Source organism: Achromobacter sp. K91 (assembly GCF_003576205.1).
Taxonomy (GTDB): domain Bacteria; phylum Pseudomonadota; class Gammaproteobacteria; order Burkholderiales; family Burkholderiaceae_B; genus Achromobacter; species Achromobacter aegrifaciens.
Map to the genome: position 1 here is coordinate 139642 of NZ_QWFB01000002.1, position 21590 is coordinate 161231.

The following is a 21590-nucleotide window of genomic DNA, read 5'->3' on the forward strand; positions in this document are numbered from 1 at the left end:
GAGACGAATATGGCTATAGACGGCATTCTCAAGCAAGGGTTCATCACAACCAGCGCCGACAAGTTCCTTAATTGGGCGAAGACCGGCTCCATGTGGCCCATGACCTTCGGTCTGGCCTGTTGCGCGGTTGAGATGATGCATGCGGGCGCGGCCCGCTACGACCTGGACCAATTCGGCATCATCTTCCGCCCCAGCCCGCGCCAGTCCGATCTGATGATCGTGGCCGGCACGCTGTGCAACAAGATGGCGCCGGCGCTGCGCAAGGTCTACGACCAGATGCCCGAGCCGCGTTGGGTGGTTTCCATGGGCTCCTGTGCCAACGGCGGCGGTTACTACCACTACTCGTATTCGGTGGTCCGTGGCTGCGATCGCATCGTACCGGTAGACGTCTACGTGCCAGGCTGCCCGCCCACGGCCGAGGCGCTGGTCTACGGCTTGCTGCAAATGCAGAACAAGATCCGTCTGACCAACACGATTGCGCGCTGAGTTCCGCCGCGCCAGGCAGCAGCCTTTGCAGCCGGCCCCGCGAAACCAGCATATCGGTTCACCTAAGCGTACAAGATGATGACCAGGCTCGAAACCCTGAAAAACAATTTGCAGACCACCCTCGGCGCGGATATCGCGCTGACCGAGGCGTTGGGCGAGCTGACGCTCGAAGTACCCGCGCAGCAGTGGTTCTCCGTCTGCAACAAGCTGCGCACCGAAGCCGGCCTGCGCTTTGAAACCTGTATCGACCTCTGCGGCGTCGACTACCTGACCTGGGGCAACGGCACGCGCCAACTGCCCGAGGAAACCAACGCCAAGATCCACCGCTCGCGTTTCGCCGTGGTTGCCCATGTGCTCTCGATCGAGAACAACTGGCGCCTGCGCGTGCGCACCTGGGCCGAGGACGACGAGTTCCCGATGGTCGCCTCGCTGATGGAATGCTGGCCGGCCGTGGGCTGGTTCGAACGCGAAGCCTTCGACCTGTACGGCATCGTCTTCGAAGGCCACCCGGACCTGCGCCGCATCCTCACCGACTATGGCTTCATCGGCCATCCCTTCCGCAAGGACTTCCCGCTGTCCGGCACCGTCGAAATGCGCTACGACCCGGAACAGCGGCGCGTCATTTACCAGCCGGTCACGATCGATCCGCGCGAGGTTACTCCGCGCGTGGTTCGCGAAGACTCTTACGGCTTGGGGCGTTAAATCATGGCAGAAATCAAGAACTACACGCTCAACTTCGGTCCCCAGCACCCGGCTGCGCACGGTGTGCTGCGCCTGGTGCTCGAGCTCGACGGCGAAGTGATCCAGCGCGCCGACCCGCACATCGGCCTGCTGCACCGCGCCACCGAAAAACTGGCCGAACACAAGACCTACATCCAGGCGCTGCCCTACATGGACCGCCTGGACTACGTGTCCATGATGTGCAACGAGCACGCCTACGTCATGGCCATCGAGAAGCTGCTGGGCGTCGAAGCGCCGCTGCGCGCGCAGTACATCCGCGTGATGTTCGACGAGATCACCCGTCTGCTGAACCACCTGATGTCGCTGGGTTCGCACGCGCTGGACGTGGGCGCCATGGCGGTGTTCCTGTACGCCTTCCGTGAACGCGAAGACCTGATGGACTGCTACGAAGCGGTTTCGGGCGCGCGCATGCACGCGGCCTACTACCGTCCGGGCGGCGTCTACCGCGACCTGCCGGACTCGATGCCGCAATACGGCGACACCAGCAAGTACCGCGGCGACAAGGAAGTGCGCGCCATGAACGACGCGCGTTCGGGTTCGCTGCTGGATTTCATCGAAGACTTCACCAACCGCTTCCCGGCTTGCGTCGACGAGTACGAAACTCTGCTGACCGACAACCGCATCTGGAAGCAGCGTCTGGTGGGCATCGGCGTGGTCGACCCCGATCGCGCCAAGGCGCTGGGTTTCACCGGCCCGATGCTGCGCGGTTCCGGCGTGGCCTGGGACCTGCGCAAGATGCAGCCCTACGAAGTCTACGACCTGCTCGATTTCGACATCCCCGTGGGTGTCAATGGCGACTGCTATGACCGCTATCTGGTCCGTATCGCCGAAATGCGTGAGAGCAACCGCATCATCCGCCAGTGCGTGGAATGGCTGCGCAACAACCCGGGCCCGGTCATGATCGAGAACCACAAGATCGCCCCGCCCAAGCGCACCGCCATGAAGACCAACATGGAAGAGCTGATCCATCACTTCAAGCTCTTCACTGAAGGTTTCCACGTGCCTCCCGGTGAAGCGTACGCCTCGGTGGAACACCCCAAGGGCGAATTCGGCATCTATATGGTGTCCGACGGCGCCAACAAGCCTTACCGCCTGAAGATTCGGGCCCCCGGCTTCGTCCACCTGCAATCGCTGGATGAAATGTCGCGCGGTCACATGATTGCCGACGCCGTCACCATCATTGGCACGCAGGACATCGTTTTCGGCGAGATCGATCGCTGATCCGCCCAGACAGTCACGAGCACGCCCGCATAACCCGGATTCAAACTATGCTGCTTTCCGAACAGGCCTACCAGAAAATCGACCGAGAACTCGCGAAGTTCCCGGGCGACCAGCGGCAGTCCGCCATCATGGCCTCGCTTGCCATCGCGCAAGAAGAGAAGGGCTGGTTGGCTACCGAAATCATTGAAGATGTGGCCAACTACATTGGCGTTCCGCCCATCGCGGTCCAGGAAGTCGCCACCTTCTACAACATGTTCGACGTCAAGCCCGTCGGCAAGAACAAGATCGCCGTCTGCACGAACCTGCCCTGTGCCTTGCGCGACGGCGAACGCGCCGGCGACTACCTCAAGCGCAAGCTGGGCGTCGATTACCGCGGCACCACTCCCGACGGCCAGTTCACGCTGGTGGAAGGCGAGTGCATGGGCGCTTGCGGTGACTCGCCCGTGCTGATCGTGAACAACAAGCATATGTGCGTGCGCATGACCGAAGAGAAGCTGGACGCGCTGGTCGCGGCCCTCAAGGTGCAAGGAGAGTCGGCATGAACGCGCCCGACCTGTACAAACAGTTCGCGCAGGGGCTGGACCCCAACCCGCTGAACGATGTTTCCAATTCGATGTGCCTGCATGGCCGGCACATCCAGCCGCAGATCCTGGCTGACGTCGACGGCGCCAACTGGCGCCTGGCCGACTACGTCAAGCGCGGCGGCTACGAAGCCCTGAAGAAGATCCTGACCACCGGCATGAAGCCGGAAGACGTGATCGCCGAGGTCAAGGCCTCCGGCCTGCGCGGCCGCGGCGGCGCGGGCTTCCCGACTGGCCTGAAATGGAGCTTCATGCCGCGCGCCTTCCCGGGCCAGAAGTACCTGGTCTGCAACTCCGACGAAGGCGAGCCTGGCACGTTCAAGGACCGCGATATCCTGCGCTTCAATCCGCACATCGTGATTGAAGGCATGGCGATCGCGGCCTACGCCATGGGCATCAGCGTCGGCTACAACTACATCCACGGCGAAATCTTCGAGGTCTACGAGCGTTTCGAAGAAGCGCTGGAAGAGGCGCGCGCCGCCGGCTTCCTGGGCGACAAGCTGCTGGGTTCGGATTTCAGCTTCCAGCTGCACGCGTTCCATGGCTACGGCGCCTACATCTGTGGCGAAGAAACCGCGCTGCTGGAATCGCTGGAAGGCAAGAAGGGCCAGCCGCGCTTCAAGCCGCCGTTCCCGGCCAGCTTCGGCCTGTACGGCAAGCCCACCACCATCAACAACACCGAGACGTTCGCGGCGGTGCCCTGGATCATCCGCAACGGCGGCCAGGCCTACCTCGAAGTCGGCAAGCCGAACAACGGCGGCACCAAGCTGTTCTCGATCACCGGCGACGTCGAGCGTCCCGGCAACTACGAGATCCCGCTGGGCACCCCGTTCTCGAAGCTCCTGGAGCTGGCGGGCGGCATGCGCGGCGGCAAGAAGCTGAAGGCCGTGATTCCCGGCGGTTCGAGCGCGCCGGTGCTGCCGGCCGACATCATCATGGAATGCACGATGGACTATGACTCCATCGCCAAGGCCGGCTCGATGCTGGGCTCGGGCGCCGTGATCGTCATGGACGAAACGCGCTGCATGGTGAAGTCGCTCCTGCGCCTGTCGTACTTCTATTTCGAAGAAAGCTGCGGCCAGTGCACGCCGTGCCGCGAAGGCACCGGCTGGCTCTACCGCATGGTGCATCGCATCGAAAACGGTCACGGCCGTCCGGAAGATCTGGACTTGCTGGACAACGTGGCGGGCAACATCATGGGCCGCACCATCTGCGCCCTGGGTGACGCCGCCGCCATGCCCGTCCGTGGCTTTCTCAAGCATTTTCGCGACGAATTCGCGCACCACATCGAGCACAAGTCTTGTGTGGTCCCGCAATATCTGTAGGTCTCAGGAACAGCAATGGTTGAACTAACCGTCGACGGCAACAAGGTCGAAGTGCCCGAAGGCAGCATGGTCATGCATGCCGCCCAGAAAGTCGGGCTTTACGTGCCGCATTTCTGCTACCACAAGAAACTGTCCATCGCGGCCAACTGCCGCATGTGCCTGGTTGAAGTGGAAAAGGCGCCCAAGGCGCTGCCCGCCTGCGCCACGCCCGTGACCAACGGCATGGTCGTCCACACCTGCTCCGAGAAGGCTCGCGCCGCTCAGAAGTCGGTGATGGAATTCTTGCTCATCAATCACCCGCTCGACTGCCCGATCTGCGATCAGGGCGGCGAATGCCAGCTGCAGGACCTGGCCGTGGGCTACGGCGGTTCTTCCTCGCGTTACCAGGAAGAAAAGCGCGTGGTCTTCCACAAGGACCTGGGCCCGCTGGTTTCCGCCGAGGAAATGAGCCGCTGCATCCACTGCACCCGCTGTGTGCGCTTCGGCCAGGAAATCGCCGGCGTCATGGAACTGGGCATGCTGGGCCGTGGCGAACACTCCGAGATCACGACCTTCGTCGGCCGCTCGATCGAGTCCGAACTGTCGGGCAACATGATCGACATCTGTCCGGTGGGCGCGCTGACCTCCAAGCCCTTCCGCTACAGCGCGCGCACCTGGGAACTGGCTCGCCGCCGTTCGGTCAGCCCGCACGACAGCCTGGGCGCCAACCTGGTGGTCCAGGTCAAGGGCGACCGCGTCATGCGCGTGGTTCCGTTCGAAGACGAAGCCGTCAACGAGTGCTGGATCAGCGACCGCGACCGCTTCTCGTATGAAGGCCTGAACAGCGAAGACCGCCTGTCGGCCCCGATGATCAAGGGCACCGACGGCAAGTGGCAGGAAGCCTCCTGGAGCGACGCGCTTGCCGCCGTGGCCCAGGGCCTGTCCCGCGTGCGCGACAGCTTCGGCGCCGGCCAGATCGGCGCCCTGGCGTCCGAATACGCCACCACCGAGGAATACGCGCTGCTGGGCCGCCTGGTCCGCGCGCTGGGTTCCGAAAACATCGACTTCCGCCTGCGCCAGACCGATGCCGCCTTCGACGCCGCCCTGACCGGCGCGCCGTGGCTGGGCATGCCCATCGCCGAACTCGACAACCTGGATCGCGTCCTGGTGGTCGGTTCCTTCCTGCGCAAGGATCATCCGCTGATGGCGCAGCGTCTGCGCCAAGCTGCCAAGCGCGGCACGCAGATCCTGATGGTCGACAGCGCTGCCGACGATCCCCTGATGCCCGTGGCTGCCCGTATCACCGTGGCCCCGTCCGAGCTGGCGCGCGCGCTGGCCGAAGTGGCGGTCGCCTTGGCCCAGGCCAAGGAACAGGCCGTGCCGGCCGAGTTCGCCTCGGTCACGCCCGGCGAAAACGCCAAGCTCATCGCTGCCAGCCTGGCTTCCGGCGCCAACACCGCCGTGCTGATGGGCAACCTGGCAGTGGCTAGCGCCCAGGCCTCGACCCTGGCCGCCAACGGCCGCGCCGTGGCTGAGTTGGCCGGCGGCAAGTTCGGTTTCCTGACCTCCGGCGGCAACACCGTCGGCGGTTACCTGGCCGGCGCCATTCCGGGCAAGGGCGGCAAGAACGCAGCCGCCATGCTGGCCGAGCCGCTGAAGGCCTACGTGGTCCTGCACGCCGAGCCGCTGCTGGATGCCGACAACGGCCAGCAAGCCATCGCCGCGCTGCGCGGCGCGCAGTTCGCCGTGGCCCTGACGCCTTACCGTTCGGCCGCCGCCGAATGGGCCGACGTCATGCTGCCGGTGTCGCCGTTCACCGAAACCTCGGGCACCTACGTCAACGCGCAAGGCCTTGCCCAGAGCTTCAAGGGCACGGTCACGCCGTTCGGCCAGACCCGTCCGGGCTGGAAGGTCCTGCGCGTGCTGGGCAACGTCCTGCATCTGGCTGGCTTTGACGACGAGACTTCCGAGTCCGTGCGCGACGCCGTGCTGGCTGGCGGCATCGAAGGCCGCCTGTCCAACGAGATCAAGGCCCCGCTGGGCCTGGGCCAGGCCGCCAGCGGCCTGGAGCGCGTCGCCGACGTGCCGATCTACCGCACCGACGCGATGGTTCGCCGCTCGGAGCCGCTGCAAGCGGCCCCGGCCTCGAAGAAGCCGGCTGCCGCCATGAACGGCCGCACGCTCACCAGCCTGGGCCTGACGGCCGGCGTCAAGGTGCGCGTGTCGAGCGGGCAGGGCGCCGTCGAACTCGAAACCGTGCAGGACGATGCCGTGGCCGACCGCGCCGTGCGCATCTCCGCAGCCTTTGAAAACACCGCAGCCCTGGGTGGCGCATTCGGTCAAATCAGCGTGGAGCGTGCCTGATGGAATGGCTTAATGTTCTTGAGAGCCAGGGTACGGCATTGCTGGGCCCGACGGTCTGGATGGTCCTCTGGACCCTCGTCAAGATTGTGGTCATCGCCGTGCCCATCATTCTGTGCGTGGCGTACCTGACCTACTGGGAACGCAAGATGATCGGCGCCATGCACGTGCGCATGGGGCCGAACCGCGTCGGCTTCAAGGGGCTGCTGCAGCCGTTCGCCGACGTGTTCAAGCTGCTGACCAAGGAAGTGGTGGTTCCGTCGCAGGCCAACAAGGTGCTGTTCATCGTGGCCCCGGTGGTCACGCTGATGCCGGCCCTGGCGGCCTGGGCGGTGGTGCCGTTCGGTCCCGACGTGGTCCTGGCCAACGTCAACGCCGGCCTGCTGTACATCATGGCCATCACGTCCGTGGGCGTGTATGGCGTGATCGTCGCGGGTTGGGCGTCGAACTCCAAGTACGCCTTCCTGGGCGCGCTGCGCGCTTCCGCGCAGATGCTGTCCTACGAACTGGCCATCGGCTTCGTGCTGGTGACGGTGCTGCTGGTGTCCGGCAGCCTGAACATGTCCGAGATCGTGCACGTGCAGAACCGCGGCTGGTTTGCCGACAAGGGCCTGACGTTCCTGTCCTGGAACTGGCTGCCGCTCTTGCCGTTGTTCGTGATCTACGTGATTTCGGCCGTGGCCGAAACCAACCGCCACCCGTTCGACGTGGTCGAAGGCGAATCGGAAATCGTGGCCGGCCACATGGTCGAATACTCGGGCATGGCGTTCGCGCTGTTCTTCCTGGGCGAATACGCCAACATGATCCTGCTGTCCTGCATGGCCTCGATCATGTTCCTGGGCGGCTGGGCTTCCCCGATCGACATCGCGCCGCTGACCTGGATTCCGGGTTGGATCTGGCTGGGTCTCAAGACGTTCGTCGTGGTCTCGTTGTTCGTGTGGTTCCGCGCGTCGTTCCCGCGTTACCGCTATGACCAGATCATGCGCTTGGGTTGGAAAATCTTCATCCCGCTGACCGGCGTTTGGCTGGTCGTGGTGGCGATCTGGATGCAGACGCCCTGGAACATTTGGCGCTAAGCCGCCAGGCAGAGGCAGGATATGGAAGCGATCAAGGATTTCTTCGGCAGTCTGATGCTGACCGAATTGCTCAAGGGCATGCGCCTGACGGGCAAGTATTTCTTCAAGCGCAAGGTCACCTTGCGCTACCCCCAGGAAAAGACGCCTGCGTCGCCGCGTTTCCGCGGCCTGCATGCGCTGCGCCGCTACCCCAACGGGGAAGAGCGCTGCATCGCGTGCAAGCTGTGCGAAGCCGTGTGCCCCGCGCTGGCGATCACCATCGAGTCGGACCAGCGCGATGACGGCACCCGCCGCACCACGCGTTACGACATCGACCTGACCAAGTGCATTTTCTGCGGCTTCTGTGAGGAAAGCTGCCCCGTGGACTCCATCGTGGAAACGCACATCCACGAATACCACGGTGAAAAGCGCGGCGACCTGTATTTCACCAAAGACATGCTGCTCGCCGTGGGCGACCGCTACGAAGCCGACATCGCCCGCCGCCGGGCCGAAGACGCTCCCTATCGTTGAAGCCCAGGACCTGATCCATGACTTTTACCACTGTCCTGTTTTACATACTGGCCGCCGTGCTGGTGATCGCGGCGTTCCGCGTGATCACCGCGCGCAGCCCGGTCACCGCCGTCCTGCACCTGATCCTGGCCTTCGTCAACGCGGCCATGCTGTGGATGCTGCTTGGCGCCGAGTTCCTGGCGCTGCTGCTGGTGCTGGTGTACGTGGGCGCCGTGATGGTGCTTTTCCTCTTCGTCGTGATGATGCTGGACATCCGCATGGATGCCCTGCGCCAGGGCATGAAGACCTACCTGCCGCTGGGCCTGGTCATCGGCCTGGTGATGGTGGTCGAAATGGCCTTCGTGCTGGGTTCGACCTGGTACGGCGCGGGCCCGCAAGCCCCGGTTGCCGGCGACTACAACAACGCCCGCGCGCTGGGCGAGGCCATGTACACCCAGTACATCTACGCCATTGAAGTGGGCGCCGCGCTGCTGCTGGTCGGCATGGTCGCCGCCATCGCGCTGACCCTGCGCCGCCGCCGCGACGTGAAGTACAACGACCCGGTGGCCGCCGTCCGCGTGCGCTCGAAGGACCGTTACCGCATGGTGAGCATGCCCGCCCAGAGCGAGCGTGCCCAGGCGCAGAACGGCACCCCGACCGCCGCCGCGCCCCAAGGAGAACAAAAATGACGCTGACGCTGGCCCACTACCTGATCCTCGGGGCGATCCTGTTCGCCATCGGGATCTTCGGCATCTTCCTGAACCGCCGCAACCTGATCATTCTCCTGATGTCCATCGAGCTCGTGCTCCTGGCCGTCAACATGAACTTCGTGGCGTTCTCCAGCTGGTTCGGCGATACCGCCGGCCAGGTGTTCGTGTTCTTCATCCTGACCGTGGCCGCCGCCGAAGCGGCGATCGGCCTGGCCATCCTGGTGCTGCTGTTCCGCAACCTGAACACGATCAACGTTGACGAACTCGATCGCCTGAAGGGCTGACGGGGTATTGGAAGAAAATGTCTAGCTCACCCAATCTCTACTTGCTCATCGCGCTGGCTCCGCTGGCCGGGGCGATTCTCGCGGGCCTCTTCGGCACCGGGTTCCTGGGCCGTCCCATCGGCCGCCGTGCTTCGCACATGATCACCATCCTGGGCGTGCTCATCTCCACCATCGGTTCGGTGGTGGTGCTGAACGACGTGCTCAACGGCCTGCGCTTCGACGGCGCGGTCTACACCTGGAGCCTGATCGGCCAGACCAAGCTGGAAATCGGCTTCCTGATCGATCCCCTGTCGGCCATGATGATGGTCGTGGTGACTTCCGTGTCGCTGATGGTGCACATCTACACCATCGGCTACATGGCGGATGATCCCGGCTACCAGCGCTTCTTCTCGTACATCTCGCTGTTCACGTTCTCCATGCTCATGCTGGTGATGTCGAACAACATGGTGCAGCTGTTCTTCGGCTGGGAAGCGGTGGGCCTGGTGTCGTACCTGCTGATCGGCTTCTGGTACACCCGTCCCACGGCGATCTTCGCCAACATGAAGGCGTTCCTGATCAACCGCGTCGGCGACTTCGGCTTCGTGCTGGGCATCGGCCTGCTGTTCGCTTACGCCGGCACCATGCATTACGGCGAAGTCTTCGCCCAGGCCGACAAGCTGGCCACGCTGACGCTGCCCGGTTCCGACTGGATGCTGCTGACGGTCGCCTGCATCTGCCTGTTCATCGGCGCCATGGGCAAATCGGCCCAGGTTCCGCTGCACGCCTGGCTGCCTGACTCGATGGAAGGCCCGACCCCGATTTCCGCGCTGATCCACGCCGCCACCATGGTGACGGCCGGCATCTTCATGGTCGCGCGTTTCTCGCCGCTGTTCGAACTGTCCGACGTGGCGCTGTCCTTCATCATCGTGATCGGCGCCATCGGCGCGCTGTTCCTGGGCATCCTGGGCATCATCCAGAACGACATCAAGCGCGTGGTCGCGTATTCCACGCTGTCGCAGCTGGGCTACATGACGGTCGCGCTGGGCGCTTCGGCCTACTCGGTCGCGATCTTCCACCTGATGACGCACGCGTTCTTCAAGGCGCTGCTGTTCCTGGGCGCTGGCTCCGTCATCATCGGCATGCACCATGACCAGGACATCCGCAACATGGGCGGCCTGCGCAAGTACATGCCCATCACCTGGATCACCTTCCTGCTGGGCACGCTGGCCCTGGTCGGCACGCCGTTCTTCTCGGGCTTCTACTCGAAGGAACACATCATCGAGGCCGCCGGCGCCGCAAACGTCTGGGGCGCGAACTTCGCGTACTACTCGACCCTGATCGGCGTGTTCGTGACCTCGCTGTACTCGTTCCGCGTGTACTTCCTGGTCTTCCACGGCAAGGAACGTTTCGACACCAGCGACCACGGCCATGGTCATGGCCACGACGATCACGGCCACGACGACCACGGCCATCATGGCGGCAAACCGCATGAGTCGCCCTGGGTGGTCACGCTGCCGCTGGTGCTGCTGGCGATCCCGTCGGTCATCATCGGCGCCCTGGTGGTCGATCCAATGCTGTTCGGCAAGTTCTTCGACGGCGTCATCAAGGTCCTGCCGCAGCATCCCGCCATGCACGAGCTGCATGAAGAGTGGCACGGCTGGGTGGCCTTCGGCCTGCACGCCTTCCAGACGGTTCCGTTCTGGCTGGTCGTGGCTGGCGCGGTCATCGCCTGGTACTGCTACCTGATCAATCCCAAGGTTCCGGCCAAGATCCAGTCCAGCCTGTCCGGCATCAACAAGGTGCTCGAGAACAAGTACTACGTGGATTGGGTCAACGAGCAGATCATCGCCCGCGGCTTGCGCTGCCTGGGCCGTGGCCTGTGGCAGACCGGTGACCGCGGCATCATCGACGGCCTGCTGATCAACGGCAGCGCCCGTGTGGTGGGCTGGGTGGCAGCGGTCAGCCGTCACCTGCAGTCCGGCTTCATCTATCACTACGCGTTCGCGATGATCATCGGCATCATGGCGCTGGTGACTTTCTTTGTGCTGATTCCCCAATGATGGCAAGCGAGATGGCATCCAACACTTTCCCCTGGCTCACGCTTGCGATCTTTGTCCCGATCGTATTCGGCCTGCTGGTGCTGGCGGTGGGCCGTGACGACCGTCCCGGCCTGACGCGCGGCTTGTCGCTCGTCGGCTCAATCGCCGGTTTCCTCGTCACGATCCCGCTGTACACCGGTTTCGACTCCACCACGGCCAAGATGCAGTTCGTGGAGAAGACCTCCTGGATCGAGGCCTTCAACGTCAATTACCACCTGGGCATCGACGGCATCTCGATGTGGTTCGTGCTCCTGACCGCCTTCATCACCATCATCGTGGTGCTGGCCGGCTGGGAAGTCATCACCAGCCGCGTGTCCCAGTACATGGCCGCCTTCCTGATCCTGTCGGGTCTGATGGTGGGCGTGTTCTGCGCGCTGGACGGCATGCTGTTCTACGTGTTCTTCGAAGCCACGCTGATCCCGATGTACATCATCATCGGCGTCTGGGGCGGCCCGAACCGCGTGTACGCGGCGTTCAAGTTCTTCCTGTACACGCTGATGGGCTCGCTGCTGACGCTGGTCGCCTTCGTGTACCTGTGGAACGTGTCGGGCGGCTCGTTCGACATCCTGACCTGGCAGCAGACCAAGCTGGGCTACACCCCGCAGATCCTGATCTTCGTGGCCCTGTTGGCGGCCTTTGCCGTCAAGGTGCCGATGTGGCCGGTCCACACGTGGTTGCCCGACGCTCACGTCGAAGCTCCCACCGGCGGCTCCATCGTGCTGGCCGCGATCATGCTGAAGTTGGGCGCCTACGGTTTCCTGCGCTTCTCGCTGCCGATCGCTCCCGACGCCTCGCACAGCCTGGCTGGCCTGATGATCACGCTGTCGCTGGTCGCCGTGATCTACATCGGCCTGGTCGCGATCGTCCAGGACGACATGAAGAAGCTGGTGGCCTATTCGTCCGTCGCCCACATGGGTTTCGTGACGCTGGGTTTCTTCATCTTCAACACGGCCGGCGTCGAAGGCGCCATCGTGCAGATGATCTCGCACGGCTTCGTGTCGGGCGCCATGTTCATGTGTATCGGCGTGCTCTATGACCGCATGCACTCGCGCCGCATCGCCGACTACGGCGGCGTGGTCAACGTCATGCCGCGTTTCGCCACCTTCTTCATCCTGTTCTCGATGGCCAACAGCGGCCTGCCGGCCACCAGCGGTTTCGTCGGCGAGTTCATGGTGATCATGGGCGCGGTCGAGCACAACTTCTGGATCGGCCTGCTGGCGGCGACCGCCCTGATTCTGGGCGCTTCGTATTCGCTGTGGATGGTCAAGCGTGTGGTCCTGGGCGACGTCGCCAACGACCACGTGCGCGAGCTGACCGATATCAACCGCCGCGAGTTTGTGATTCTTGGCGTGATGGCGATCGCCGTGTTGTACATGGGGATCTATCCCAAGCCCTTTACCGACGTGATGCACGTTTCGGTGGAGGCCCTGCTGCAACACGTTGCCGTCTCGAAACTGTAAGACAAGACAATGATGCAATCCCAAATCGATTTCGCCCTGGCGACACCGGAAATCCTCCTGCTGGTTTTCGGCCTGGCTATCCTGCTCGTCGACGCGGTCAGCAATCACCCCGAGCGCAAGCCGACGTTTCTGCTGACCATGCTTGCATTGGGCGTGCTGACCGTCGTGTCGGCCCTGCAATGGAAGAACGGCGTTGTTGGTTCGACCTTCAACGGCCTGTACGTTACCGACGAACTGTCGCATCTGCTCAAGATCGCGTCCTACATCGCCGTGGCCGCGACCCTGGTCTATGGCCGCGTCTACGCGCAATTGCGCGACATGATGCGCGGCGGCGAACTCTACGTCCTGACGCTGTTCGCCCTGCTGGGCCAGATGGTCATGATCTCCTCCGGGAACCTGATCTCCATCTACCTGGGCCTGGAGCTGATGTCGCTGGCGCTGTACGCGCTGATCGCGCTGCGCCGCGACAACGTCGTCGCCACCGAAGCCGCCATGAAGTACTTCGTGCTGGGCGCGCTGGCCTCGGGCTTCCTGCTGTACGGCATGTCCATGATCTACGGCGCCACCGGCCACCTGGATCTGGCCGAAGTGTCCAAGGTCATCGCCGCGGGCAAGGCCGAGAAGCTGGCCCTGGTGTTCGGCATCGTGTTCCTGGTGTCGGGCCTGGCGTTCAAGCTCGGCGCCGTGCCGTTCCACATGTGGGTTCCGGACGTCTACCAAGGTTCGCCCACCGCCGTCACCCTGATCCTGGGCGGCGCGCCCAAGCTGGCCGCATTCGCCATCACGCTGCGCCTGCTGGTCGATGGCCTGCACGGCCTGGCCGCCGACTGGCAGCCGATGCTGATGATCCTGGCGGTGCTGTCGCTGGCCATCGGTAACCTGACGGCCATCGCGCAGACCAACTTCAAGCGTATGCTGGCCTACTCGACCATCTCGCACATGGGCTTCGTGCTGCTGGGCCTGATGTCCGGTTCGGTCGCGGGCAAGCCGGAACTGTCGTCGGCCGCCTACGGCGCCTCGCTGTTCTACATGCTGACCTACGTGCTGACCACGCTGGCGAGCTTCGGCATCGTGCTGCTGCTGTCGCGCCAAGGTTTCGAGTGCGAACACATCGACGACCTGAAGGGCCTGAACCGCCGCAGCCCCTGGCATGCCGCCATCGTGCTGCTGCTGATGTTCTCGCTGGCCGGCATTCCGCCGCTGGTGGGCTTCTACGCCAAGCTGGCAGTGCTGCAGGCGCTGGTCAGCGCCGGCCACGTGACGCTGGCCGTGATCGCGGTGCTGTTCTCGCTGATCGGCGCGTTCTACTACCTGCGTGTGGTCAAGGTCGTTTACTTCGACGAGCCGGCCGCCGATGCCGCGCCGATGGTCGCCACCTGCGGCCAGCGCGGCGTGCTGTCGGTCAACGGCGCACTGATCCTGATCCTGGGCATCCTGCCGGGCGGCCTGATGGCCCTGTGCGTGCAGGCCATCCGCAGCTCGCTCAGCCTGTAAGCGGAAAACGGGGCCATGAACCAGACTCTGGCGGTATGGCTGCTGATCGCGCTGGCCCTGGTCAGCGCGAATCTCCCGTTCCTGACGGAGCGGGTTTTCGCCGTCATGCCCTGGAAGCAGGGCGGAGTGGCGGCAGTCAAGCCGTTCTGGATGCGCCTGATCGAAGTGTTGGTGTTCTACGCCATCGTCGGCGCGCTCGGTTTCGCGTTCGAATCCACGCTGGGCAACCGGTTTTCCCAGACCTGGGAGTTCTACGCGATCACCCTGAGCCTGTATCTGGTGCTGGCTTATCCGGGGTTCGTGTACCGTTATCTGTTCAAACGGCACCCGCGCCTGCGCACCTGAAGGCAGGCATGGTTCATGCAAGAAAAACGCCCTGTGGGGCGTTTTTTTTCGCAGGTGCATGAACGACCTTAGCCTGTGTCGTCTGAGCTTACTGATACCTTTCCTTGCCCGTTCGCGGGTATTCGGGAGGGTGGGGCTGCCCGGCATCTTGCTCTAGCGGATACCCGTCGGGATTCCTGCGAAGACCTGTGGGGGATAACCCGCTTATGGTGTTGTTTTTTCATCTTTTGGATGGGTTTGGGTCTTTCATTCAGGTTTCATTCAGCCGCTGAGTTCAGAATCGCAAACGTTAAAAAAACAAGAATCGTTGCTATTCACATTCGGAGAAGCTGGTTTGAAGCCCCAAGATACGTATTCGCTGAATACGCTCACTACCTCCCTGGCCGCCGCGATCGCGGCCCCCGCGTTGTTCATCAGCCCGTACGCCGCCGCCCAATCCGCGGATTCGGGCGTGACGCAACTTGCGCCCGTGCGCGTGGAGGGTGAGGGGTCGTCGTACCAGACCTCCACGGCGCAGTCGCCGAAGTTCACGGCGCCTCTGCTGGACACCCCGCGCACGGTGCAGGTCGTGCCGAAGCAGGTGATCCAGGACCAGGCCGCGTCCACGCTGCAGGACGTCCTGCGCAACTCCCCCGGCATCACGTTTGGCGCAGGCGAAGGCGGCCGCCCGGGCGGCGACCTGCCCATCATCCGTGGCCAGAACTCCGCCGGCAGCATCTTCCTGGACGGCATCCGCGATTCCAGCACGCAGGTGCGCGACACCTTCAACCTGGAACAGGTCGAAGTCATCAAGGGGCCGGACTCGGTCTACTCGGGCCGGGGCGGCGCGGGCGGCAGCATCAACATGGTCAGCAAGACGCCCAAGGCCACCGACTTCACGGAAGCCACGGCGCAGATCGGCACGGACAACAACTACCGCGCGACGATCGACAGCAACTGGCGCCTGGCCGACAAGGCCGCGTTCCGCTTGAACGTCATGGGCAACAAGGGCGATGCGCCGGGTCGCGACGACGCGGTGGACTTCGAGCGCTGGGGCGTGGCGCCCTCGCTGACCTTGGGCGTGGGCACGCCGACCCGCATCACGCTGAGCTACTACCACTACCAAGACGACAGCATGCCGGATTACTCCATCCCGTATGACCCGAAAACGGGTCAGCCGGTGACGGAGACCATGGGCGTGAGCCGCAAGAGCTTCTATGGCCTGAAGGGCCGCGATTTCATGAAGACCCGCGACGACGTTGCGACGGTGGACTTCCAGCACGACTTCTCCGACAAGCTGCAGCTGCGCAACGTGACACGCTACGGCCGCGGCACGACCGACTTTGCTGCGACCAACCCCGACGACAGCAAGGGCAACATTCCGAATGGCCTGGTGTACCGGGCGCTCAAGTCGGGCTATTACGTCACCAAGAGCTTCGCCAACCAGACCAACCTGACGGGCGAGTTCGATACCGGCAGCCTGAAGCACTCGTTCGACCTGGGCTTCGAGTACAGCAATATCAAGCAAGACAAGGACGGCTATACCGAGTCGGGCGTTCCCGCCGGCACCAGCGGCTGCGTGACTGGCACGGCCAATGGCAAGAACACCTACGCCAACCCGGCGCTGTGCGCTTCGCTGTGGGATCCGGACCCGGGTACTTACTACCCCGGCCATCTGCAGCGCAACAACAATCCCGCGCGCTACAACACGGATACGGTCGCGCTCTACGGCTTCGACACGATCAAGTTCAACGAACAATGGCAGGCCAGCCTGGGCTTGCGCTGGGACAACTACCGCACCAGCGGCAGCAACATCGCCAAGGGCCGTAACGACCCGGCAAGCACCCCGGCGTTCTACAGCACCAGCCGCGAGGACAATCTCTTCAACTACCAGGTTGGCTTGGCCTACAAGCCGGCGCCCAACGGCACCATCTACGCGACGTATGGCACTTCGTCCACGCCCTCGGCCATCGCCTCCAGCGCGATCAGCGACGCCGTGTCGGTCTCGAACCAGTCGCTCGAGCCTGAGAAGAGCCGTACGGTGGAACTCGGCACGAAGTGGCAGGTGTTCGATGACCGCCTCACGCTGTCGGCGGCGGCCTTCCAGGACATCCGCAAGAACACCAGCGTGGCCGTTTCGGCCACCGAAACCGCACAGGTCGGCGAAGCCAAGGTGCGCGGCATCGAACTGGGCTTCTCGGGCAGCATCACGCCCAAGTGGAACGTGTTCGGCGGCTACACCTTCATGGACAGCGAAATGACCAAGGGCGCCTACAACAGCGGCGCCGTGGGCCAGGACCTGCCCAATACCCCGCGCAATGCCTTCAGCCTGTGGACCACCTACAAGGTGTTGCCCAAGCTGACGGTCGGCGGCGGCGCCTACTACGTGGACAAGGTGTACGGCAATTCGGACGCGACCAAGAACGCCGACGGCTCGCCCAAGGCGCGCTGGGTGCCTTCCTACTGGCGCTTCGACGCCATGGCCGCGTATGAATTCAACGACCACATGTCGGCGCAGTTGAACGTGCTGAACATTTTCGACGAAACGTACTACACCAAGGCCTATGCGGCGCACTATGCGGCGCTGGGTACTGGCCGGGCTGCGCTGCTTTCGCTGCGCGTGCGGTACTGATACGCCGCTGCAATGAAAAAGCCACCGCGAGGTGGCTTTTTTCATGCTTGGCCGCCGGCTGCGAGCACAGGCGCCGGGCGTGGCGCGATCAGCTCTCGAACCAGTTCAGCACCCCGTCCAGCCCCGACACATTCAGCGCATAACGCGTCTGCTGACGCACCAGCGGCTTGGCGTGGTACGCGACGGGGAAGCCGGCGATGCCCAGCATCTTCAGATCATTGGCGCCGTCGCCCATGGCGATGATCTGCTCCTGGGAGGCGCCGTGCTCGCGGGCGAACTCGCGCAGGTGGGCTTCCTTGGCGTCGGCATCGAGGATGTCGCCCAAGACCTTGCCGGTCAGCACGCCGTTGGCGATTTCCAGGGTGTTGGCGTGCGCGCTGTCGAGGTTCAGGCGCTGGCGCAGGCGTTCGGTGAAGAAAGTGAAGCCGCCAGAGACCAGCAGCACCTTGATGCCGGCCGCCTGGGCCGTGGTGATCAGGCGTTCGGCGCCGGGGTTCAGACGCAGCTTGTCCGCATAGACCTGTTCCAGCGCATCGGCCGGCACGCCTTCGAGCAGGGCGACGCGGCGGCGCAGGCTTTCGGAAAAGTCCTTGATCTCGCCGCGCATCGCGGCCTCGGTGATTTCGGAGACCTTGTCCTTCAGGCCCGCCACGCCGGCGATCTCGTCGATGCACTCGATGTTGATCAGCGTGGAGTCCATGTCCATGGCCAGCACCTTGCACCCGGACAGCTTCAGGCCTGCGGGCAGGAAGGCGGTGTCGACGCCATGGCGTTCTGCCCAGCCCACGACGTCGGCGCGGGTCGAGTCGTCGTGCTGCACGTCGAGCAGGCGGGCGGCAGTGGCGCTGATGCGCGCGACGCCTTGCGCCTGGGCCAGGGCCGCCAACTGTTCAGCATGTTCCACGGTCAGGCCGGGGGATTGGACGACAAGGTGATGGGTGGTCATAGAAATCAGTGTGGTTTGACGGTTACTTCAAGGCGCGCAGCACGGCGCGCACGGCATCGGCGCGGGCAGGAATCTGCGCGGCCTTGATCTCAACCCGCAATTTATCCTGTCCCGCCAGTTTGATGTGGCGCTGGCGTTGCACCAGTTCGATGATCTTGCCGGGATCGACCGAGGTCTTGGGGCCGAACTGCAGCAGCGCCTGGGTTTCGCTGGCGTCGATCTTGACGATGCCCAGGGGCTGGGCGGCCAGGCGCAGGCGGTGCGTGGCGAGCAGCGTCTGCGCGGCCTCGGGCAGCTTGCCGAAACGGTCGATCAGTTCTTCCTGGATGTGGATCAGATCGTCTTCGTCCGCAGCGTGCGCCAGGCGCTTGTAGATGCCCAGGCGGGCATGGACGTCGGCGCAATAGTCGGACGGCAGCAGCGCCGGGGCGTGCAGATTGACTTCGCAGGCCAGGTTGAAGGGCGCGTCCAGGTCGGGCTCTTCACCGGCGCGCAGCGCGCGCACCGCTTCGTTGAGCATCTCGTTGTACATCGAGAAACCGACTTCCTGGATGTTGCCGGACTGCGAATCGCCCAGCACTTCGCCCGTGCCGCGGATCTCCAGATCGTGCATGGCCAGGTAGAAGCCCGAGCCCAGCTCTTCCATGGCCTGGATGGCTTCCAGGCGCTTCTTGGCGTTGTTGGTGATGGCGTCTTCACCGGGCGTCAGCAGGTAGGCGTAGGCCTGGTGATGCGAGCGCCCGACGCGGCCGCGCAGCTGGTGCAACTGGGCCAGCCCGAAGCGGTCGGCCCGGTGGATCACGATGGTGTTGGCGCTGGGCACGTCGATGCCGGTTTCGATGATGGTGGTGCACAACAGCACGTTGTAACGCTGCTGGTAGAAGCCCTTCATCACCTGTTCCAGCTCGCGCTCGGGCATCTGGCCGTGGGCCACGGCGATGCGGGCTTCGGGCACCAGTTCTTCCAGGCGGGCGCGGCGGTTGTGGATGGTCTCGACTTCGTTGTGCAGGAAGTAGCACTGGCCGCCGCGCTTGAGTTCGCGCAAGAGCGCTTCGCGCAGGGTGCTGCCGTCCTCGCGCCGCACGAAGGTCTTGATGGCCAGGCGCTTTTGCGGCGCGGTGGCGATGACGGAGAAGTCGCGTATGCCTTCCAGCGACATGCCCAGCGTGCGCGGAATGGGCGTGGCGGTCAGCGTCAGCACGTCGACCTCGGCGCGCAGCGCCTTCAAAGCTTCCTTCTGGCGCACGCCGAAGCGGTGCTCTTCGTCGATGATGACCAGGCCAAGGCGCTTGAACTTCACGTCCTTGGACAGGATCTTGTGGGTGCCGATGACGATGTCCACGCGGCCGTCGTTGATGCCTTCGATGGCGGCGGAGACTTCCTTGGCCGAACGGAAGCGCGACAGCTCCACGACCTTCACAGGCCAGTCGGCGAAGCGGTCGGAGAAGGTCTGTGCATGCTGTTCGGCCAGCAGCGTGGTGGGGCAGAGCAGGGCGACCTGCTTGCCATTGGCCACGGCCAGGAAGGCGGCGCGCAGCGCGACCTCGGTCTTGCCGAAGCCCACGTCGCCGCAGACCAGGCGGTCCATGGGGCGGCCGGAGGTCATGTCGGCGATGACGGCTTCGATGGCGGCGGCCTGGTCGGCCGTTTCCTCGAAGCCGAAGCCCTCGGCGAAAGCCTGGTAGTCGTTGAGCGGCAGGTTGAAGGCGTAGCCTTCGCGTGCGGCGCGCTGGGCGTACAGGGCCAGCAGTTCGGCGGCAGTGTCGCGGACCTGCCGGGCGGCCTTGCGGCGCGCCTTGTCCCATTGGCCGGAGCCCAATTGATGCAACGGCGCGGCCTCCGGATCGGCGCCGCTGTAGCGGGCGATCACGTGCAGCTGCGACACCGGCACGTAAAGCGTGCTGCCGTTGGCGTATTCCAGATGGAGGAACTCCATCCCGCCTTCGCCCATGTCCATGTTGACCAGGCCGTGGTAGCGGCCGATGCCATGCTGCGCATGGACCACTGGGTCGCCCGCGCGCAGCTCGGACAGGTCGCGCACCATGGCTTCGACGTTGCTGGCGCGTTCCTGGTCGCGCTTGCCGCGGCGGCCGGTGGTGGCCAGGCCCGGGTACAGGTCGTTTTCGGTGAGGAAGGCCAGATTGGCCTGGGGCAGCCCGAAGCCGGTGGACAGCGGTGCGGCGACGATGCCGAAATGGGCGTCCGAAGCGAGGAAGGCTTCGATGGTGTCGGGCTGCGCGTCAGGCGTGACGCCGAACTCGTTGAGCATCTGCACCAGGGTCTCGCGCCGGCCGGCGGAGTCGGCGCACAGCAGCACGCGCGTCTGGCCGGCCTGCACCAGCGCGCGCAGCTTGGCGATGGGATCTTCAGAACGCCGCGCCACGCTCACGTCGGGCGCCGCCCGGAAGTCCGGATGCGGCTGGCCGGCAGTCAGCGACAGCCGGCGGAAATCCTTCAGCCGTGCGTAGAGCGTCTCGTTGTCCAGGAACAGTTCGGAGGGCGGCAGCACCGGCCGTTCGCGGTCGCTCTTTAGGAAGCCGTAGCGGCTGGAGGTGTCCTGGTTGAAGCGCTGGATGGCGTCGTCGATGTCGCCCACGGTGACGGTGACCGTGCCTTCCGTCAGGTAGTCGAATAGCGTCGCCGTTTCCTCGAAGAAGAGCGGCAGGTAGTACTCGACGCCAGCGAACGGAATGCCGTTGCCGATGTCCTTGTAGGGCAGCGCGCGCGAGGGGTCGCCCTCGAAGACTTCACGGAAGCGCGCCCGGAAGCGGTTGCGCGCGTCTTCGTCCATAGGGAATTCGCGGCCGGGCAGCAGCTGCACTTCACGCACCGGGTACAGGCTGCGTTGCGTGTCCACGTCGAAGCTGCGGATGGTCTCGATCTCGTCGTCGAACAGGTCCAGGCGGTAGGGCACTACCGAGCCCATCGGGAACAGGTCGATCAGGCCGCCGCGCAGGCAGAATTCGCCGGGCGCCGTTACCTGGGTGACGTGGTTGTAGTTGGCCAGGGTCAGCTGGGCGCGCAGCGCGGCTTCGTTGAGCTTGTCCTTCTGCTTGAAGGAAAAGGTGTAGGCCGCCAGGAAAGAGGGCGGCGCCAGCCGGTACAACGCCGTGGTGACCGGCACCGTCAGTACGTCCACCGACTTGGTCATCAGCGAGTGCAGCGTGTGCAGGCGTTCCGAAATCAGGTCCTGGTGCGGCGAGAAGGCGTCGTAGGGCAGCGTTTCCCAGTCGGGCAGCTGGCGCACACGCAGGTCCGGAGCGAACAGCTGGATTTCCTCGGCCAGGCGCTGGGCCTCGACCGGCTCGGCGGTCAGGATGACCAGCGGCGCCGAGGCCTGCCGCGCCAGGTCCGCCAGCAGCCAGGCGTCGCCGGACCCTGGGGGGCGCGGCTGCGCATACAG

The 21590-nt window shown here is 64.3% G+C and carries 17 protein-coding genes; 15 read left to right on the top strand and 2 right to left on the bottom strand.

Annotation, left to right across the window (positions count from 1 at the left end):
- The first annotated feature begins 9 nt into the window (after nt 1–9).
- The 15 genes from DXK93_RS00785 to DXK93_RS00855 all read left to right on the top strand — a co-directional run bounded on the left by DXK93_RS00785 (nt 10) and on the right by DXK93_RS00855 (nt 17241).
- The gene (locus DXK93_RS00785) at nt 10–486 is read left to right on the top strand and encodes an NADH-quinone oxidoreductase subunit B family protein (RefSeq protein WP_006217960.1); all 477 of its coding nucleotides are present in this window, start codon (nt 10–12) and stop codon (nt 484–486) included.
- Nucleotides 487–561: 75 nt separating this feature from the next.
- Nucleotides 562–1188 carry an NADH-quinone oxidoreductase subunit C gene (locus DXK93_RS00790; protein WP_054450481.1) on the top strand — a complete coding sequence of 209 codons (627 nt, stop codon included), beginning with the start codon at nt 562–564 and terminating at the stop codon, nt 1186–1188.
- A 3-nt stretch (nt 1189–1191) separates the two neighbouring features.
- Nucleotides 1192–2448, top strand: coding sequence for an NADH-quinone oxidoreductase subunit D (locus DXK93_RS00795; protein ID WP_054450482.1), 1257 nt, complete (start codon nt 1192–1194; stop codon nt 2446–2448).
- Between the two features lie 47 nt (nt 2449–2495).
- Nucleotides 2496–2990: an NADH-quinone oxidoreductase subunit NuoE gene (nuoE, locus tag DXK93_RS00800; protein WP_054450483.1), complete on the top strand. Its 495-nt coding sequence runs from the start codon at nt 2496–2498 to the stop codon at nt 2988–2990.
- Nucleotides 2987–4354 carry an NADH-quinone oxidoreductase subunit NuoF gene (nuoF, locus tag DXK93_RS00805; protein ID WP_054450485.1) on the top strand — a complete coding sequence of 456 codons (1368 nt, stop codon included), beginning with the start codon at nt 2987–2989 and terminating at the stop codon, nt 4352–4354. The genes nuoE and nuoF overlap by 4 nt, the downstream gene beginning before the upstream one ends.
- A 15-nt stretch (nt 4355–4369) precedes the next feature.
- A complete protein-coding gene (gene nuoG, locus DXK93_RS00810; protein ID WP_054450489.1) occupies nt 4370–6697 on the top strand; it encodes an NADH-quinone oxidoreductase subunit NuoG in 2328 nt (775 codons plus the stop codon).
- Nucleotides 6697–7770 carry an NADH-quinone oxidoreductase subunit NuoH gene (gene nuoH / locus DXK93_RS00815; RefSeq protein ID WP_054450490.1) on the top strand — a complete coding sequence of 358 codons (1074 nt, stop codon included), beginning with the start codon at nt 6697–6699 and terminating at the stop codon, nt 7768–7770. The genes nuoG and nuoH overlap by 1 nt, the downstream gene beginning before the upstream one ends.
- Before the next feature lie 21 nt (nt 7771–7791).
- Complete coding sequence (gene nuoI / locus DXK93_RS00820; protein WP_008161196.1) at nt 7792–8280, top strand: NADH-quinone oxidoreductase subunit NuoI; 489 nt, start codon at nt 7792–7794, stop codon at nt 8278–8280.
- A gap of 17 nt (nt 8281–8297) precedes the next feature.
- Nucleotides 8298–8948: an NADH-quinone oxidoreductase subunit J gene (locus tag DXK93_RS00825; RefSeq protein WP_054450491.1), complete on the top strand. Its 651-nt coding sequence runs from the start codon at nt 8298–8300 to the stop codon at nt 8946–8948.
- Nucleotides 8945–9253 (top strand): NADH-quinone oxidoreductase subunit NuoK, encoded by a 309-nt coding sequence (gene nuoK / locus DXK93_RS00830; protein ID WP_006217969.1) that lies wholly within the window; start codon nt 8945–8947, stop codon nt 9251–9253. The genes DXK93_RS00825 and nuoK overlap by 4 nt, the downstream gene beginning before the upstream one ends.
- A gap of 17 nt (nt 9254–9270) precedes the next feature.
- Nucleotides 9271–11292 carry an NADH-quinone oxidoreductase subunit L gene (gene nuoL / locus DXK93_RS00835; RefSeq protein WP_054450492.1) on the top strand — a complete coding sequence of 674 codons (2022 nt, stop codon included), beginning with the start codon at nt 9271–9273 and terminating at the stop codon, nt 11290–11292.
- The gene (locus DXK93_RS00840) at nt 11289–12791 is read left to right on the top strand and encodes an NADH-quinone oxidoreductase subunit M (RefSeq protein ID WP_054450494.1); all 1503 of its coding nucleotides are present in this window, start codon (nt 11289–11291) and stop codon (nt 12789–12791) included. The genes nuoL and DXK93_RS00840 overlap by 4 nt, the downstream gene beginning before the upstream one ends.
- Before the next feature lie 9 nt (nt 12792–12800).
- Nucleotides 12801–14285, top strand: a complete 1485-nt coding sequence (gene nuoN, locus DXK93_RS00845) for an NADH-quinone oxidoreductase subunit NuoN (protein WP_119449060.1) — start codon at nt 12801–12803, stop codon at nt 14283–14285.
- A 15-nt stretch (nt 14286–14300) separates the two neighbouring features.
- Nucleotides 14301–14630: a DUF2818 family protein gene (locus tag DXK93_RS00850; RefSeq protein ID WP_054450498.1), complete on the top strand. Its 330-nt coding sequence runs from the start codon at nt 14301–14303 to the stop codon at nt 14628–14630.
- Nucleotides 14631–14964: 334 nt separating this feature from the next.
- Nucleotides 14965–17241, top strand: a complete 2277-nt coding sequence (locus DXK93_RS00855; RefSeq protein WP_119449061.1) for a TonB-dependent siderophore receptor — start codon at nt 14965–14967, stop codon at nt 17239–17241.
- Between the two features lie 88 nt (nt 17242–17329).
- Here DXK93_RS00855 and serB read toward each other — a convergent pair whose 3' ends face one another.
- Together serB and mfd are read right to left on the bottom strand one after the other, a co-directional pair.
- Entirely contained in the window at nt 17330–18187 is an 858-nt protein-coding gene (gene serB / locus DXK93_RS00860) for a phosphoserine phosphatase SerB (protein WP_054450505.1), read from the bottom strand.
- A gap of 22 nt (nt 18188–18209) precedes the next feature.
- Nucleotides 18210–21590 carry a transcription-repair coupling factor gene (gene mfd, locus DXK93_RS00865; RefSeq protein ID WP_119449062.1) on the bottom strand — a complete coding sequence of 1127 codons (3381 nt, stop codon included), beginning with the start codon at nt 21588–21590 and terminating at the stop codon, nt 18210–18212.